The following is a 17,285-nucleotide window of genomic DNA, read 5'->3' as shown; positions in this document are numbered from 1 at the left end:
TCAGACCGGTACGGTGCCGCGCCGGCGAGGCGACATCGCGAGCCTCGGCGTCGCGGCCACCACCTCGAAGTTGCTCGTCGTGCACGGCACCCGGCCGAACAGACTGTCCGGTCCGGACACACACACCGTGCCGACACCCAGTTGTTTCAACCTGTCCACGACCGCGGGCCAGCGCAGCGGCCGGGTGAAGCTGTCCAGCAGCATCGCCCGCACCCCCGCCCCGGTACGCACGACCGTCCCGTCCTGATCGGCGATCACAGGCAGCACCGGGTCCGCGAACGGCAGATCACCGAGCACCTCGTCCTCGGCCTTGCGCCGCAACGCCCCGAACGCGCTCGAGTGCATGGGCGGACGCATCGTGTACAACGAGAGCCCACCAATGGCACGCACCTTCCGCTGTAGCCACTCCAGGTTCCGCTCCCGCAGCGACACCATGTAGAAGTTGTGGTCGACGTAGCACGAGATGTCGCACCACTCGCCGAGGGCGTTCAACTCGGCCAGCACCTCGCTGACCGCCTCCTCCGGCGTTCGCACGAACGAGTGCGTCACCACGTCCTGGTACTCGGTGGCGAAGAACTCATCCATGCAACGTGCCAGCGCCGCGGTCATCCACACGCCGTCGGAGAACGAGAGCGCTCCGATGTGGACGGCCGCCGGTTTCTCCCCGAAACTGGGACCGGTGCAGAACTGTGGCGACACGCCGAGCTCGTGCTCGGCCCACCAGGCCAGGGCGAGGCAGTTCACCATGAACGCGACCTGTGCGTACTCGGTGTAGTCGCCGTCGTTGTCGCGGAAGCGGTCCACCAGCGAGTAGCCGAGCCGCTCGTCGGCGGCCGCGACGAGCTCGCGGGCGAACGGGTTGATCAGCATGAAACGACCGACGTCGGCGAACCGCGCGGGGGCCATGCCCGGGAACACCAGTGCCGTGCCGGATCGACTCTCCATCCGAGATTCACCTTCCGTCGAGACTCTTGAGAAACTCCACCAGGACGGCGTGGAAGCGTTCCGGCTCCTCCAGGTTCGGCACGTGGCTGGAGTCCTCGAAGATCTCCCACCGCACATCGGGTATGTGGTCGTGGAACGGCCGCACGGCCGCCGGGGTCGCCTCGTCGTGCCGTCCGGAGATGACCAGGGTGGGCACGTCGATGTCGGGCAGACAGTCCACGACGGACCAGTCCTTGAGACTGCCGACGACGTGGAACTCGCTCGGGCCGTTCATCACCGAGTACACGGTCGGGTCGTTGGACGTCTCCATGAACGAGGCGAGATAGTCCTTGGGCCACGGGACGATCCGGCAGACGTGCCGGTCGTAGAAGACCCGCATGGCCTCGTAGTACTCCCGGCTGTCGGTCGTGCCGGCGGCCTCGTGCCGGCGCAGCGTCGCGTCCACACCGGACGGGAGCCGCGCGCGCAGCACCTCCATCTCCTGCCGCCACAGCGGGTAGGAGGCAGGCGAGTTGGCGATCACCAGCCCCCGCAGGCCTTCCGGCTGGTTCGCCGCGTGCCGTGCCACCAGCATGCCGCCCCACGACTGGCCGAACAGGACGTAGTTCTTCGCGATGTCCAGGCGTGCCAGCAGGTTGTTCAGCTCGGCCAGGAACAGCTCAGGGGTCCAGAAGTCGGCGCCGCGGTCGGGCAGGTGGGTGGAACCGCCGTTGCCGAGCTGGTCGTAGTGCACGACCGGCCAACCGGCGTCGGCCAGCACGCTCAGGTTCAGCAGGTAGTCGTGGGTGCTCCCGGGGCCGCCGTGCACGGCGACGAGAGCCGGGCGCTCGGTGTCCAGGGGGCCGGTCACCCGGTACCACGTCCGGAACTGCCCGAACTCCACCCATCCCTTGGCGCTGGGTGCGACGGTCATGCTTGCCACCTCCGTTCCTTTCCACGCTTGCCCGTCCGGGCGGCGCGCGCCAGCCCTTAAGGGGTGCCGGAAACTCGGGTGGTATTCGACCGGCTCGCGAAATAGGGGTGCACCCCTGTCTTCGCTCGTGCCGATCACCGTCACCGGGCTTCGCGGCTACCGTGTATTCGCCCGGGCGACGAGGTAGAGGAGCACGCCGATGCGCGTCATGTTGATCGTCTTTCCGACCAGGACGCACATCTACAGCATGGCCCCGGTCAGCTGGGCGCTGCGGGCGGCGGGACACGAGGTTCGATACGTCGGCCCGTGCAATCCGGCCGAGGTGCGGCCGTTCCAGGAGACCGGGATCGACGTGATGTGGTTCGGCGACGAACTGGACATCGCGCGGCACCGGCGCATGGGCGGAGACGGGTACAACCCGATGGACGGGGAGCACAAACTGTCCGAGACCCGGCCGGAACGCTACACCGACGAGCACGTGCGCACGGTGTACGAGACATGGGTGGAGATGTTCCGGTGGGCGTCACCCGACTCGCTGCTCGACGACCTGCTGCGGTTCGCCAGGCAGTGGCAGCCGGACCTGGTGGTGTGGGACCCGCTCATGTACGCGGGCCCGCTGGTCGCGCACGCGGTGGGCGCCGCGCACGTGCGCATGCTGTACGCGGCCGACCAGACGGCCCGGATCCATTTCCAGTACCAGGACCTGCTTTCCCGCGTCCCGGGCTCGGATCCGTTGGTGGAGTGGATGTCCGGCTGGCTGTCACGGCACGGACTCGAGTTCGACGAGGCACAGCGGTTCGGCATGGCCACCATCGACCCGTCACCGTCCTGCATCCGGTACGACCTCGACGTGAACTACATCCCGGTCCGCTTCGAGCCGGTCAACCGTCCACTGCCGATTCCGCGGTGGGTACTGGAAAAGCCGGCCCGCCCACGGGTGCTGCTGACGCTCGGGGTGTCGAACCGCCAGGTGCACGGGCGGGAGGAGGCGTCGGTCGAGCATCTGCTCGACGGGTTGGGCGGCCTCGACGTCGAGGTGATCGCCACGCTCGACGCCGACCAGCTGGCCGGTGTCCGGGTGCCGGACAACGTGCGCGCGGCCGGCTTCGTGCCGATGAACGAGGTACTGGCGAGCTGCTCGGCGATCGTGCACCAGGGCGGCGGGGCGACCGTGGGGAACGCGGTGGTCAACGGCGTTCCACAGCTGATCGTCCCTGGCACGACGTGGAGCGAGCGGGCTTCGGCGCTGGCACAGGAGAAGCGCGGCTACGGCCTCCTGCTCGACCTGGCGGACCTGACACCGGAAACGGTGCGCCGCCAGGCGGCACGCCTGCTGCAGGAGCCGTCGTTCCGGAAGTGTGCGATCGAGGTGCAGCAGGAGATGCTGGCCACCCAGACACTGCACGACATCGTTCCCCTGCTGGAACGGATGTCCGGAGATCACGTCCCGGCCGGAACCGCCGCGGCGAGCGCGGGGTAGGACACACCCCACCCCGCGCCGGCTAGCGCTGTGACCGATTACGTTCGCCGGCTCGGCCCGGGCTCGGTCCGGACGGCGGAGGCCGACCTCTGTGAACAGCGGGACCCCGGCGAACCTTTGCGGTGACAGCCCTAGCAGGACCGAGCGGCGTGTTTGTGCCACCGGCGATGTCCCGAAAGACGCTGTCGGGTCGTTGAACGCCATCAGCGCGTCTTTCGAGACATCGGCGATGCCCCGCACGCGCCTTTCGGGACATCGCCGCCGTTCCGAACGCGCCGCATCCCCGCGTGTGCACTGAAACTAGTGGACCGCTCTCGATGGGAGTAGTTCGGCGGACAGGTCCGTTCGGCCGCTCACGTTGAGCTTTCGGTACACGCGGGTCAGGTGCTGTTCGACCGTGCTGACGGTGATGTAGAGCTTCCTGCCGATCTCTCGGTTGCTGTGCCCGTGTGCGGCCAGCTCGGCGACCTTCCGCTCCGCCTTGCTGAGCAGGGTCGCGCCGGCGGTGTGCGGTTCCGGTTCGCGAACCGAACGGTCCGCCGCGGGGGCGCGGCCTTGTTGGGCCGGCAGGATCCGGGCGTGACAGGCGTGTGCCAGCTGTTCGGCGTTGCGCATCACCAGCCGTGCGTGGCCCAGCTCGCCCAGTTCACAGTGGACCTGGCTCAGATCGGCCAGTGCGCGCACCATCTCCAGCCGGTCACCGGACCGTTCCAGGAGTCGGATCGCCTCGCGTAGCAGCGCGGTTCGTTCGGTCAGGTCGGCGCAGCTTGCCAGCAGGCGCAGCGACGCGGCACGGAGCCGTGAGCTGCCACTGGAACCGAGCCGGTCGAGCTGTTCCTGTGCCAGTTCCTTCGCCTGCTTTCGCATCCCCAGTTTGAGATACGCCTGGGCCAGGTCGCTCCCCCACGGCATCATCGGCGGAACGTCGAAGTTCCGGCCGCGCACCCATGCGCCACACCGCTCGAGGTCGTCGACGGCGGCCAGGGTTCGGCCGGCCGCCAGGTGGTGGTTGCCGCGCGCGTGCAGGTAACGCGCCCCGAACGCGGTGCCGAACATGGCCTCGGGCACCGCCCGGTCCAGCCACTCGGCCGCCAGTCCCGCCTTGCCCATCGCGGTGCTCGACAGTATCAACGTCGACAGCGGCAGGCCGATGAGCACACCCCAGCACTGCGCGGGCAGCAGCCCGAGCGCGGTGCTGGCCTGCGTGTGTGCCGCGAGCAGGTCCCCACGCCGCCACGAGAGCTCCGCACGCACACACCCGAGAACGGCCCGCCACGTGGTGGTCCGTCGGCGGGTCGCCTCGTCGGTCAGCCGGTCGCACCAGTGTCTGGCCCGGTCGCGCCGGTTGATGTCGTCCAGTGCGAGCAGCGCGGTCGCGCCGACCTCGGGGAGGACGTCGCCGAGGCAGCCCTGCAGGATGTGCTCGGCACTGCTGGCCACCTCGGCGCCGGCGCCACGCGTCACCCGTTTGTTGAGGGTGGCCGTGCGCCACCACGGGCTCATCGGCGCACCGACCGGTCCGGTCGCCATGAGCACGGTCCGCACCTGTTCCGCGGTGCGATCCCGCAACGAGCCGAACACCCACTCCCAGGCGAGCCGTAACTCGGCCGTGGTGCGGGCATCCGCGGGCCCCTGCGAGTCGTACACGGCCTGCAGCTGGCTCGCGGCCGACACGAGATCACCCTGCCACAGCCGGTACCTGATCACCGGCACCGCGTCGGGCCAGGACAGCTCGCCGGCGTACAGCTTGTCGTGTAACGGTGTGAGGTGTGGCGCCGCCATCGACGGGTTGGCCCGCCATGCGATCCGCACGATGGTCGACCGCAGCGTGATCTGTTCGTGCTCGCCCTCACACCCGTGCATGGCCAGTTCCAGGCAGGTCACCGCCAGCGCGGGATCCTCGACCGCCAGCTGGTTGGCGGCGTGCTGGAGCATCCTCGCCGCCCACGGTCCCGGGACGGTCCCGGCGGCCACGATGTGCTTGGCGATGTCGCGCGCGTCCGCCCCGCGCTTGTAGAGGATCGCCGCGGCACGCACGTGCAGCCGGACCGCCTGCTCGGACTGCAGGTTGCCGAGGATGGTCGCGGTGATCTCCGCGTGCCGTAGTCGACCAGCGCTGACCAGACCGGCCGCCTCGAGCACGTCGACGACCCGGCTGACCCCGGGTGGGCTCATGCCGCTCAGCTCGGCAAGGACCTCCGCCGTGCCACAGTCCCCCAGGATCGCGAGACTCGTCGCCACGGTGAGGAACTCCGGATCCCACCGGTACAGGCAGTCCAGCACCGCCTGCCGGAAGGCGCCGCCGACCACGGGCGCCATCCAGTCCACATCGGACTCGCCGCCGCGACCGCGCTGGTCTTCGACGAGTGCGTTGACCAGCAACGGGTTTCCGCCGGTCAACGCGTAACCGCCCACGGCGAACCCGTTCGCCGCCCTGGTGCCGAACCGCCGCGCCAGGAACTCCGCGACCCCGCGTTCGGACCACGGGCCGACCGTGATCCGAGCGTGCGGCGCACGGGTGAGCTCGGCACGCAGCAACGGCCGCGCGAGTCCTGGCCGCTCCCATTCGGTGAGCACGAGCATCAGGCGCTCGGCACCCATGTGTCGGCGCAGGTACAGCAGAACCTGAAGGGAGACGGTGTCGACGAACTGGAGGTCGTCGACCTCGATCACGAGCGGCCGGTTCTCGGCCAGGCGGAGCAGCGCACCGCACACGTCCCGCACCACGCGGGCGTCGGCGAGCGGCGACGCGCCCGGGTCGGCGTCCTGCGGCGCGTCGTCGAACAGCTCCGGCGCGCGCCCCGCGCTGCGGAACAACTGCGACACCACACCCATCCGGAGCGAACGCTCTGTTCGTGCTCCGGTCGCGGTCAGCACCAGCGCCCCCGACTCGACGGCATGCGTGCCGAACGCGTGCAGCAGCTCGGTCTTCCCGGTGGCCAGCCCACCGCTGATCAGGGCCAACCGCCCACCGCCCCCCGCGCACTCCGCGAGCAGGGCCACCAACACGGCTAAGTCATCAACCTCGTTCACTGGGGTTCTCCGCTCCACTCTCAGGAGATCGCGACGCTGTTCGGCTCGCGCTGGGGCACCCAGCCGCTGAAAACGAAGTTGGGATCGTCCACAGTGGGATTGCCGGCAAGGATCTCCTGGTGGAGCTGCCGTAATCGAGTCGTGGGTTCGACCCCGAGCTGTTCGACGAGGGCGTCCCTGGTATGCCGGTACGCCTGCAGTGCCTGCCACTGCCGGTCCGATCGGTACAGCGCGAGCATGAACTGGGCACAGAAGTTCTCGAGTAAGGGATAGCGCGCGCACAGCGTCGCCAGTTCGGTGAGTAACTGGTGGTGCCGACCGAGACACAGGTCCACGTCGATCCGCAGGCCGAGGTCGGACAGCCGGCTCTCCTCCAACCGCACCGCCTCGATCTGCAGGAGCGGCCCGGTCGGCACATCGGCCAGCGCCTGCCCACGCCACAGGTCCAGCGCCGAGTCCAGTGTGCGGGACGCCGTGGGGTAGTCGCCTTCGCCCGCGGCCCGGCGGCCCAGCACGGACAGCCGGTCGTAGACGACCGCGTCGATGCTCGACCGCGGCACGTCCAGCAGATACCCGTTGCGCCGGGTGAGAAGGATGCTCTCCGCCGTGCCATCGCCCGGGACCTCGCGTAACCGCTTGCGCAGCGTGCGGATGTACGTGTGGATCGTGGTCACCGCCGTGCGCGGAGGATGCTGGTTCCAGACCTCCTCGATCAGCTCGTCGGTGGTCAGCACACGGCCGGCCGTGAGCGCCAACATCGCCAGCACCTGGCTCGGCTTGTTCGCGGTCGGCACGATCGAGACGCCGGCCACGGTCACCTCGAACGCGCCGAGAACCTTGATATCAACGTGCATTTCCCTTTTCCCATCTCGGTCCGCCCCCGGCCCGGTTATTCGAACAACTGACCGCCAAGGCCGCGCTCCAGCGCGGCGCGGTGAAGCACGCTGGCGAGCGTGGGATCCAGCGCGTTCGCGCTGAGCAGCTCCACCAGCAGGACGTGGTCGAGTTCGGTTCGCCCGGCTCGTGCCCCCGTCAGCACCTGACCGAGATCGGCGTCGATACGCCGCCTCCCCCGCAGATGCGCGTCGACGAAGTACCTGTTTCGGTTCTCCTCGATGAGCGCGGCGTCGTCGACGTAGAGCCCGTCGACGGCGTTGACCAGATCGTCAGGCAGGTCCTGGTTGGTCGCGTTCACCACGACGGCGCCCTTGGCCAACGAGTCGATCCGCAGTCGCCCCGAGGTCGCCGCGGCCACGACCAGGTCGGCGGCGAGCACGGCGTCGGTCACGCTCGTCGTGCGGTGGACACGGACGCCGGCCAGGTCGAGGTGGTCGAGCACCCGCGGCTCGATCGCGCTCTCCGACCGGTCCGAGGCCGAGTAGATCGTGAGCCGGCCGACGCGGCGCAGGTACCTGGCGATCACCATCAGATGCGGCTCGGTGGCGAAGCTGGAGCTCAGGACGGCGGCCGTCGCCTCCCCCGGCGCGAGGAACGCCGTGGCGGCCAACCCGGTCAGCGCCGCGGCCCGGCAGGCACGCAACCCCGAGGCCGGCAGCACGCACCGTTCGCCGGTGCGGAGATCCTCGAGCAGCAGGGGTTCGGCCATCGGCCGGCGGGTGGCCCCGACGCGACCCCGCCACGGCGTCAGCCGGACCTCCTCTGGTGCCGATGTGGTCCCGTCCGCCAACTCCTCGGCGAGCAGGTCGACGGGATCGACGCCTTCCAGCGCGCTCGACAGCTCGTCGGCGCTGAGCTGGAGGATCGGCTCGGCCATCACGACGCCTTTCCGGTCGCACGGTCGTGAACGTCTCCGATACTCCAGCGAGGCTCTGTCGCGGCTCTACCGGCGCTCTCTCGCCGCCACGAGAGCGCAGCGGCAGTCGGGTGAGAGACCGCCGTAGTCGACTTCTCCCATCAGCCCCGAAGCACACAGGAAACGGTGGAGAAAATGACAAAGGTCGCGATGGTCGCGCTGGTTCTGCTCGCTCTCGCCGGTGTCGCCGCGGTGTCCGGCGGGACCACGACGAGTCAGCCGTCCACGATCACCCTGGCCGACGACGAGACGCCCCCGACGCCGCGCGACTGGCACTGGCGGCCGGCACCGACCACCATTCCCGGCTTATAGCGCGAAGTCGCGGTCCGCGTCCCGTCCGGCGTGTGGCGCGGACCCGGAGTCGTCCAGCTGGTCCAGCCATCGGTTGGCCTGTTTCGAGTCCAGCCCGATCAGCAACCTTCTGGCCCGGTCGACCTCCTCGCGCGCCATCCGGTCCTCGCCGCGTCCCGCATGCAGCTGGGCAAGGAGGATCAACGCCCTGGCGTGTAGGAAGGTCGCGCCAAGCTCTTCGAACACCATGCAGGCGTCCAGGATGTGCGCCTCGGCCTCGACGCTGCCGCCGGCCACGCCGACCTGGCCGAGCCCGTGGAGGATCTGTCCCTGGATCAGTCGTTCGCCGACGCTTCTGGCCAGGGACAGCGCTTCCCGCAGCGCGGTCTCGGCGGCGGCCAGCTCTCCGGTGCGGATGTGGACCAGCCCCAGACCGTGCAGGGCATAGGCTTCGCCGATCCGGTCGCCGATCTGCCGCACTATGACCAGCACGCGGTCGAACTGTGCCGCCGCGAGGTCGAGTTTCTCTGTGTGCAGGTGGAAGTAGGCGAACCGGTAGAGCACCCGCACCTCGCCGCGGAGACATTTCGTCTCTCGGCAGATGGACAGCGCCTCGGCGAGCATTTCCCGCCCGACCTCGACGTCGCCCTCGTCGACCCAGAACGTGGCCATGTTGGTCAGCACCTGCGCCTCGCCCATGCGGTCGCCGACCCGACGCATCAGCTCCAGCGACTCGGTGTTCTTGCGCACCATGGCGGCACTGTTCCCGACCAGCCCGTCGACGATGGCGGCGTTGCGGAGCACGAGCGCGCAGCCGTGCTCGTCGCCGTCCGCCGAGAACATCGCCAGCGCCGAGGTGAAGAGGCGGTCGGCGTCCGTCAGCCGCTTGAGGAACATGTGGAGGGTGCCGAGCGAGTACAGCATCGCCGCCTCACCGGTCCGGTTGCCGATGCTCCTGGTGACCTCCAGTCCGAGTTGGCTGGTCTCCCGCCAGTGGTCGAAGTAGCCACCGGCCTCGAACAGGGTGATCGAGGTGAGGGCGAGGTCCCAGCACAGCTCGTCCATCCCGGCGTCGGCTGCCTGCCGGATGGCGGCCACCAGGGACCCGTGCTCGGCGTTCCACCAGCTCATCGGCTTGTCGGGCATCACGTCACCCCAGCCGCCCGGCGGCTGCCACCGCGGCGCGTTGCCGTGCAGCACGAGATAGTCGCCGACGTACTCCTTGGCGTGCGCGGCTTCGGCCAGGGCGAGCCACGCGCTGAGCAACCTGCCGAGGGCCTCGTCCCGTTCGGACTTGGTCTCGTTCTGCAGCAGCTGTTCCAGCGCGTAGATCCGGATCAGGTTGTGCAGGCGGTACCGGACACTCACGTCCGGATACTCGACCGTGTCCAGCAGCCGGGCGTCGACCAGGCTCTCGAGCACGTCCGCGGCGGCGTCCAGGTCGGTGGCGAGCAGCGCGGCCGCCGTCCACTCGGCGAAGTCGGGCGCGCGGACCAGTGCGAGCAACCGGAACAGCCGCTTGGCCTGTGGAGTCAGGCTGCGGTAGGTCAGGTCGATGTTGAACCGCAGTTCGAGCCCGCGGTACCGGAACTCGTCGAGCCTCTTGGCCTCGTCGGCGAGCCGGCGCACCAGCACACCGATGGACCAGTGTGGACGGGACGCCAGCCGGGCGCCTGCGATCCGCAGGGCCAGCGGCAGCCCACCGCACAGGTGCGCCAGCTCGACCGCGGCGCTCTCGTCGGCCAGCACTCGGTCCCGCCCGATGATCTTGGCGAGCATCTCCATCGACTGGTCGATGTCCAGGACGTCGATGTCGACCCAGTGCGCGCCCCACAGGCCGCTCAACCGCATCCGGCTCGTCGCGATGACCGCGCAGGTGGGGCTGCCGGGCAGCAGCGACCGCAGCTGTTCCTCGTTGGTGACGTCGTCCAGCACCACGAGAATCCGCTTGTCGGCGAGCAGGCTCCGGTACAGCTCGGCGCGCTCCTGCGGGTCGTCGGGCATCGCAGGGCCGCTGACGCCGAGTGCGCGCAGGAACCGCCCGAGCACCGCGGCCGTGGCGTCCTCGACGGCCGGGTTGTGCAGGTCGCCGTACAGCAGCCCGTCGGGAAACGTGTCGACGAGCTCGTGAGCGACCCTGATGGCCAGGCTGGACTTGCCGATCCCGCCTTTCCCGTTGATGGCCACGATGCGCACCGCGTACTGGGCCGTCGACGGATCGGGGTCGGCGGCCAGGATCCGCGTGATGACGTCGATCTGGGCGTCCCGCCCGGTGAAGTCGGCGATGCTGGCCGGGAGCTGACGTGGGATCACTGGGCGCTCGGCGACCGGTGTCGTCCTACCCGTGGTCCGCGTCTCCGTCTCGGGTGCGTCCCGCCGCAGGTCCAGCGACGGATCCCGGTTGAGGATCGCCTTCTCCAGGTTCTGCAGCTCGTGGCCGGGTTCGATGCCCAGCTCCTCGACCAGCCTCGTACGGGTGCGCCGGCCCATCGCCAGCGCGTCGGCCTGCCGACCGGACCGGTACAGCGCGAGCATCCGGAACCCGGCGAGCCGTTCGCGCAGCGGGTGCTCCTCGACGAGCTCCGCCAGCTCACCGATGATCTCCTCGTGCCGGCCCAGCGCGAGATCCAGCCGCACCCGTTCTTCGATCGCGGCCAGCCGGCTGTCCTCGAACCGGGCCGCTCCCCGCTGCACGAGGCTGCTGTCCACGTCCGCGAGCGCCGGGCCACGCCAGAGGTTCAGTGCCTCCCGGAGCGTCGCGGCCGCGTCCGTGAGCCGACCCGCGTCGGCATGCGTCCGCGCGGTGGCGACCAGCTCCGAGAACACCGCGCTGTCCAGCTCCTTGGTGGAGATCTCCAGGAGGTAGCCGGGTGAGCGCGTATGAATCGCGCCGGACTGTCCGATATCACCGAACATTTTGCGCAGACTGGACACACAGGTCTGGATCTGGGCCCGCGCGGTCCCGGGTGGCGATTCGTTCCATAACGCCTCGACCAGATCGTGCACGGAGGTCACGCGGTTCGCGTTGAGGGCGAGCATTGCCAGCACGACGCGTTGCCGCAGCCCACTGATGTTGAGCTGGCGGCGCCCGACGACAACCTCCAGCGTGCCAAGGAGTCTCAACCCCATAGCCGCTCCCAGAGATATGCGTCCGCGAATGTTGACATGAAGCCTATCGACCAGAGGCCGCGGCCCAAAATGCGTACGTATGCCATTTCACGTAAGCACCGAGGTCCGAAACGATCTTGGTAGTGAAGTTCCAACGTCCTACACAGCGTGCCATGATCCCGTCACGGTGGGTATAACACGAGCCGATGGCCCTATGTCGATAATCTATGCCGGAAATCTGGGACAGCCACGGCCGGAGCGGGACCACCATGTGACGGCGAAACCATTTGCTCCTGCCACGCGAATTTTCGGGGCTCCCGATCGAGCCGCACCAACCTCCCGTTCCAGCAGCCGGTTCACGGTCGACCACCCGCCTGCCGCGCGGTCGACGGTTGAATCTACCAGGTTCCCGGCACAGCCGGATAGGTACCCGGATTCGTTTCGCGGGAGCGGCTCACTCACGTTACGGCGAGTTGTCGAAACAATACATTACATTTTTGCTACCCGTCCGCCGAATTGGCGTGTGTTTTGCTCCGGCGGATGGACTGTTCCGCCAACACTCGGCGGATCCGGCGTGTCGCCCGACCCGCACGGCCTCGCCTGCCGGACTCGGTCCGGCGCGCACCCACGGTCCGGACGCGTCGGCATCGCCACCCGCCGATCGGCGCGGATTCCATGATGACAGTTCCTCCGCCTATTCGCGGATCGTTTCCGCAATTCGCACGACACAGTCAAAACCGACGCGAAACGCAAACGGCGCATGCACGTTTACGGGAGGGCGGTTAGAGTAGTCCGCATGGAGTATCGGCAACTGGGCAAATCAGGCCTGCGTGTTTCGGCGTTGACCCTCGGCACGATGACCTTCGGCGGGCGGGGCGTCTTCGCCAAGGTGGGCGAGACCGACGTCGCGGACGCCAGCCGCCTGATCGACCGCGCACTGGACGCGGGCGTCAACCTGATCGACACGGCCAACGTCTACTCACTCGGCCTGTCCGAGGAGATCATCGGTCAGGCGATGAAGGGGCGCTGGCACCGCGCGTTGATCGCCACGAAGGCGCGCATGCCCATGGGCGATGGCGTGAACGACGCCGGCCTGTCGCGCCACCACCTGGTCGACGAGTGCGAGGCGAGCCTGCGCAGGCTGGGCACCGACCACATCGACCTCTTCCAGGTGCACGCGTGGGACGGCGTCACACCACTCGAGGAGACCCTGTCCGCACTGGACGATCTGGTCCGCGCCGGCAAGGTCCGATACGTCGGCTGCTCGAACTACTCAGGCTGGCACCTGATGAAGGCGCTCGCGACGACCGACCGACTCGGCATCACCCGGTTCGTCGCCCAGCAGATCTACTACTCGCTGCAGGCGCGGGACGCCGAGTACGAACTGGTCCCGATCGCCGCCGACCAGGGACTCGGGGTGCTGGTGTGGAGCCCGCTGGCCGGCGGTCTGCTGTCCGGCAAGTACCGCCGGGGCCAGCAGGCGCCCGAGGGCTCGCGACACCTCACCGACTGGAACGAACCACCGGTCCGCGACGAGAACCAGCTGTACGACATCGTCGACGTCCTGGTCGAGATCGCCACCGCCCGTGACGTGTCGCCGGCACAGGTCGCGCTGTCCTGGCTACTGTCCAAGCCGACGGTGACCTCGCTCGTGATCGGGGCCCGCACCGAGGAACAGCTGGCGGACAACCTCAAGGCCGCCGACCTCACCCTGACCGAGGCGGAACGCACCCGCCTGGACGAGGTGAGCGCCCCGCCACTGCTCTACCCCTACTGGCACCAGGCGAAGACGGCGTCCGACCGCCTCAGCCCGGCCGACCTGACACTGCTGGGCCGACACGTCGAACAGGAGTAGGCCCCGCGGGGCCGGGGCAGTCAGCAGCTGTAGAGGCTGTTGGGGTGGACCGCCTCGCAGTAGCGGACGTGCAGATGGTTGTCGTAGCGGGTGGTGAGGCCCTCGGAGATGAGGGTGGGGTCGTTGAAGAAGATCAGCTTCACGTGGCCGGGGGCGGCGGCGCGGATGGCCCTGACCAGTTCGCGGGTGGCGGCGCGGTCGTAGGTGGACGACTGCCACGTGATCCGACCGCCGGTGCACTGGGCGTCGTCGGTGCGGATGGGCCAGATGTCGATGTCCAGTCCCACGGCATGGCTGCTGCGGCCGGGAATGCTGCCGCCGTGCTCGAAGCCGATGTCGCCGACGGGCACGCGGCCCGCGCCGGTGGCGGCGAACGCGCGGGCCGCCTGTTCGAGCTGGGCGACAGCGGCGGCTGTGCCCCAGTTGGCGGCGGTGCCGTTGCCGTCGGGGTCCTGGTCGCACAGGTTCTGCGCGAAGTCGGCGTAGTCGTGGTGCCAGACCAGGTTCTTCCAGGTGATCGGGCCCACGACCCCGTCGGAGTCGATGCCCGCGTGGGTCTGGAAGTTACGCACGGCGGTGGTGGTGGCCGCGTCGAACTCGCCGGTGGCCGTCAGGGACAACCTGCGTTTGGCGTTGAGCTCCACCTGTAGGGCCCGTACCGCGTCGCCGGTGTCACCCGCGCGGAGGGTGGGGCTCAGCGCGGCCCATGTCTGGGGGCCGACGATGCCGTCGACGCCAAGACCCTTGGCGGTCTGGAACGCCCGCACGGCGGCGGTCGTTGCCGCGTCGAACACGCCCGTGGTGGGTGCCGACTGGCCGCCGTGGATGAGCAGGTGCTGGATGGCCAGCACGTCCACCCCGCGGTTACCGCTGTTCTGCGTGTGGAAGAAGGCACCCGCGTAGGCGTGCGCGGGGGTCACCGCGGCGGCCGCGGCGGCGAGGAGGACGGCCAGAACCGTCACGAGTCTGCGCATGGGATCTCCGGTTGTCGGGGGGCCGGTGGTCGTGAGGGGGAGCGACCACCGGCCATGAGGCCCTCGTCGGTCTGCCGGGAGTTAGTTGGTGCAGCCCGACGTGGGCAGGGACGAGGGCGTCGGCGGGTTGGTGCCGTCGTAGAGAGCCAGCAGCAGCCGCTGCGGGCAGTGGTTGGTCGAGCCGATCTTGACGCCGAAGTGCAGGTGCGGGCCGGTGGAGTTGCCGGTGTTGCCCGTGTAGCCGACGAGTTGGCCCGGCTCAACGGCCGAGCCGGCGGACACCACCTGCTGGGACAGGTGGCAGTAGATGAACCGGACGCCGTTGGCGGTCAGCACGACGCCCTTGCCGCAGCTGCTGTCGTTGACCAGTGACGCCGTGGCCGTGGTCACCGCCAGTGCGCGGGTGCCGGTCCCCACCGGGAGATCGATGGCCGGGTAGTCATGGTGCGGGTCGTCGTACTCGCCGCGTGGCAGTGCGGTGCGCGCCAGCGGCAGGGACCAGCCGTCCACCGTCGGGGTGCCGGCGACGAGCCACTGCCAGGTCGTGGCGTCGATCAGGGAGGTGGCGGACAGGCCCTTCTTGGTCTTGAAGTCGGTGACCGCGGCGGCCGTGGCCGGGCCGAACGCGCCGTCGGCGACCAGGTCGTAGCCGTGGCGCACCAGTTGGTGCTGGGCGCCGGTCACGGCGTTGCCGCTCGCTCCGCTGTCGATGTCCATCACGAGCTTCGACCAGGTGAGCGGGCCTGCGATGCCGTCGTTGTTGAGACCGTTGGCGCTCTGGAACGCCTTGATCGCCGCCACGGTCTGGGGACCGTTGATGCCGTCGGCCGCGATCTGGGACCCACGCTCGCGCAGCAGGTACTGCACCGTCCTGACCTCGGGCCCGGTGGCGGTCGTCCCCACCACGGGCCACGCGGGCGGAGTCGCCGCACTCGCGGTACCCGCACCCACTACCACCATCGCCAGGCTGGCCAGCACGATTGCTACCAGCGCCAGTGTTCGCGCCATGTTTCTCCTTCCGGGACCGGACGAGGCCGGAACCGTAGAGAAGGCCGCTGGCGCGCGGAAAGCGTTTCCACCTGTGCCGAAAGGCTTTCCGGGCCGGCGGAAACATCAATAACCTGCCGCGATTCGGAAGGGAGAACCGATGACCCAGTCCTCACCACGCGCGAGACGTGCGATCGCCGTCGCCGCGCTCCTGGTCGGGGGTTTGCTCACCGCGACGGCGCCCGCCGCCTCGGCCCCCACGACCCGAACCGTCACCTACCACGGCTACCAGGTGGACGTCCCCGCGCACTGGCGGGTGGTCGACCTGGCCGAGCAGCCCCGCGCCTGCGTGCGGTTCGACGTCGAGACCGTCTACTTAGGACGATCGAGCAAGGAGAGCGACTGCCCGGGGCGGCTCGTCGGCCGCACCGCCGGGCTGGTGGTCGAGCCGCTGGCAGACATCGCGCCCGAGAAGGTGCCCGACGGGGTGGTGACCGCGCCACACGGGTCTGCCCTGCCGCCGGTCGACGCCACCTCGCACGACGGGGCCGTGCGGGTCGCCGTGGAGGACGCCGGGGTGCTGGTCACCGCCGCGCACAACGGGGACACCGAGCCGGTGGTGCGCCGGGTGCTGGACGGGGCACGGCTGGTGTCCGGCGGGAAGCCGGCCACGCTGCCGGCCGCGGCGCCGATGGCGACCAAGGCGGCGATCGTGGCGCCCGGCACCTTCGAGGGCAAGGGTTTCGACGCCTGCGCCGCCCCGTCACAGGCGACCATGAACGCATGGCTGGCGTCGCCCTACCGGGCGGTGGGCATCTACACCAGCGGCGACCTGCGGGCCTGTTCCCAACCCAACCTGACCGCGAGCTGGGTGACCAACCAGTCCGCCAACGGCTGGCGGTTCATCCTGACCGACGTCGGCAGGCAGGCCCCGTGCACCAGCTACCGGCTGCGGATGTCCACCGACCCGGCCACCGCGCGCCAGCAGGGCCGTGACGCCGCGGACGACGCCATGACCGCCGCCACCGCACTCGGGTTCGGCAGCGGCAGCGCCGTCTACAGCGACATCGAGAACTACTCCTCCACCGCCTCCTGCAAGGCGAGCGTGCTGTCCTACGTCAGCGGGTGGACCGAACAGCTGCGCTCCAGGGGATGGCTGTCGGGGGTCTACTCCAGCGCCTCGTCCGGCATCAGGGATCTGTCGAGCGCCTACAGCAGCACCACCTACACCCGGCCCGACCACATCTGGTTCGCCTGGTGGAACGACCAGGCGGACACCGACACCGGCTCGTACGCGCCGGCCACCCAGTGGGCCAACCACCAGCGCATCCACCAGTACGCAGGCGAGGTCCCCGAAACCTGGGGCGGGGTGCGCCTGTCCGGCATCGACCGCAACTACCTCGACGTCGGCTCCGGCACTCCGATGCCGTGCGACACGGTGAGCCTGGACTTCAGCGCATACCCGAGGCTGGCGGCCGGAGCGACCGGGAACGCGGTCAAGGCGGCCCAGTGCCTGCTGGCCTCCGTGGGGCAGCTGCCCGCGACCACGAACCCGAGCGGAACGTTCGACGCGGACACCACCTCGGCCACCACGGCGTTCCAGCAGTCCCGTGGCCTCACCGCGAACGGCGTCGTCGACGCGCACACCTGGACGGCCCTTCTGTCCACAGGAGACATACCAACCCTGCGGCAGGGTTCCTCCGGCACCGCGGTGCGCAGGCTCCAGCGCGCGCTCATCGCGGCCCTCGGCTCGGCACTGACCATCGACGGCGCCTTCGGCCCCAACACCGAGACCGCGGTCCGCGGCTACCAGACCTCGCGCGCTCTCGGCGTGGACGGCGTGGTCGGCCCGGCCACGTGGGGCGCGCTCCAGGCAGGGAGATAAC

12 protein-coding genes are annotated in these 17,285 nt (G+C 69.4%); 4 read left to right on the top strand and 8 right to left on the bottom strand.

Annotated features, from left to right (window positions below; translation table 11 throughout):
* Both VF106_RS06415 and VF106_RS06410 read right to left on the bottom strand, forming a co-directional pair.
* Positions 1-945: an ACP S-malonyltransferase gene (locus VF106_RS06415; protein ID WP_330838635.1), complete on the bottom strand. Its 945-nt coding sequence runs from the start codon at positions 943-945 to the stop codon at positions 1-3.
* Between the two features lie 7 nt (positions 946-952).
* Positions 953-1,858, bottom strand: a complete 906-nt coding sequence (locus VF106_RS06410; protein WP_330838634.1) for a proline iminopeptidase-family hydrolase — start codon at positions 1,856-1,858, stop codon at positions 953-955.
* A gap of 199 nt (positions 1,859-2,057) precedes the next feature.
* Between VF106_RS06410 and VF106_RS06405 the strand changes: the two genes are divergently transcribed.
* Entirely contained in the window at positions 2,058-3,338 is a 1,281-nt protein-coding gene (locus VF106_RS06405) for a nucleotide disphospho-sugar-binding domain-containing protein (RefSeq protein ID WP_330838633.1), read from the top strand.
* Between the two features lie 300 nt (positions 3,339-3,638).
* On the opposite strand, the gene VF106_RS06400 is transcribed toward VF106_RS06405, so the two are convergent.
* From VF106_RS06400 to VF106_RS06390, 3 genes are read right to left on the bottom strand one after another with little or no spacing between them, the layout of a single operon-like run.
* Complete coding sequence (locus VF106_RS06400) at positions 3,639-6,371, bottom strand: LuxR C-terminal-related transcriptional regulator (RefSeq protein WP_330838632.1); 2,733 nt, start codon at positions 6,369-6,371, stop codon at positions 3,639-3,641.
* 20 nt (positions 6,372-6,391) lie between these two features.
* Positions 6,392-7,225: an AfsR/SARP family transcriptional regulator gene (locus VF106_RS06395; protein WP_330838631.1), complete on the bottom strand. Its 834-nt coding sequence runs from the start codon at positions 7,223-7,225 to the stop codon at positions 6,392-6,394.
* Between the two features lie 35 nt (positions 7,226-7,260).
* Positions 7,261-8,145 (bottom strand): hypothetical protein, encoded by an 885-nt coding sequence (locus tag VF106_RS06390; protein WP_330838630.1) that lies wholly within the window; start codon positions 8,143-8,145, stop codon positions 7,261-7,263.
* A gap of 174 nt (positions 8,146-8,319) precedes the next feature.
* Between VF106_RS06390 and VF106_RS06385 the strand changes: the two genes are divergently transcribed.
* Positions 8,320-8,496, top strand: coding sequence for a hypothetical protein (locus VF106_RS06385; protein ID WP_330838629.1), 177 nt, complete (start codon positions 8,320-8,322; stop codon positions 8,494-8,496).
* On the opposite strand, the gene VF106_RS06380 is transcribed toward VF106_RS06385, so the two are convergent.
* Positions 8,491-11,604 (bottom strand): AfsR/SARP family transcriptional regulator, encoded by a 3,114-nt coding sequence (locus VF106_RS06380; RefSeq protein WP_330838628.1) that lies wholly within the window; start codon positions 11,602-11,604, stop codon positions 8,491-8,493. The genes VF106_RS06385 and VF106_RS06380 overlap by 6 nt on opposite strands.
* Before the next feature lie 775 nt (positions 11,605-12,379).
* On the opposite strand from VF106_RS06380, the gene VF106_RS06375 reads away from it, so the two are divergent.
* The gene (locus tag VF106_RS06375) at positions 12,380-13,438 is read left to right on the top strand and encodes an aldo/keto reductase (protein ID WP_330838627.1); all 1,059 of its coding nucleotides are present in this window, start codon (positions 12,380-12,382) and stop codon (positions 13,436-13,438) included.
* 20 nt (positions 13,439-13,458) lie between these two features.
* Here the strand turns inward: VF106_RS06375 and VF106_RS06370 are convergent, their stop codons facing one another.
* Positions 13,459-14,412 (bottom strand): peptidoglycan-binding domain-containing protein, encoded by a 954-nt coding sequence (locus VF106_RS06370; protein ID WP_330838626.1) that lies wholly within the window; start codon positions 14,410-14,412, stop codon positions 13,459-13,461.
* Positions 14,413-14,493: 81 nt separating this feature from the next.
* The gene (locus VF106_RS06365) at positions 14,494-15,420 is read right to left on the bottom strand and encodes a peptidoglycan-binding protein (protein ID WP_330838625.1); all 927 of its coding nucleotides are present in this window, start codon (positions 15,418-15,420) and stop codon (positions 14,494-14,496) included.
* A 139-nt stretch (positions 15,421-15,559) separates the two neighbouring features.
* On the opposite strand from VF106_RS06365, the gene VF106_RS06360 reads away from it, so the two are divergent.
* On the top strand, positions 15,560-17,284 hold the full coding sequence (locus tag VF106_RS06360; RefSeq protein WP_330838624.1) for a glycoside hydrolase domain-containing protein: 1,725 nt from the start codon (positions 15,560-15,562) through the stop codon (positions 17,282-17,284).
* Position 17,285 lies beyond the last annotated feature (1 nt).

Origin of the sequence: Actinophytocola sp. (assembly GCF_036378875.1) — a bacterium.
GTDB lineage: Bacteria > Actinomycetota > Actinomycetes > Mycobacteriales > Pseudonocardiaceae > Actinophytocola.
The sequence above is the reverse complement of the archived record's forward strand: the minus strand, read 5'-3'. Positions and strand labels throughout refer to the sequence as shown.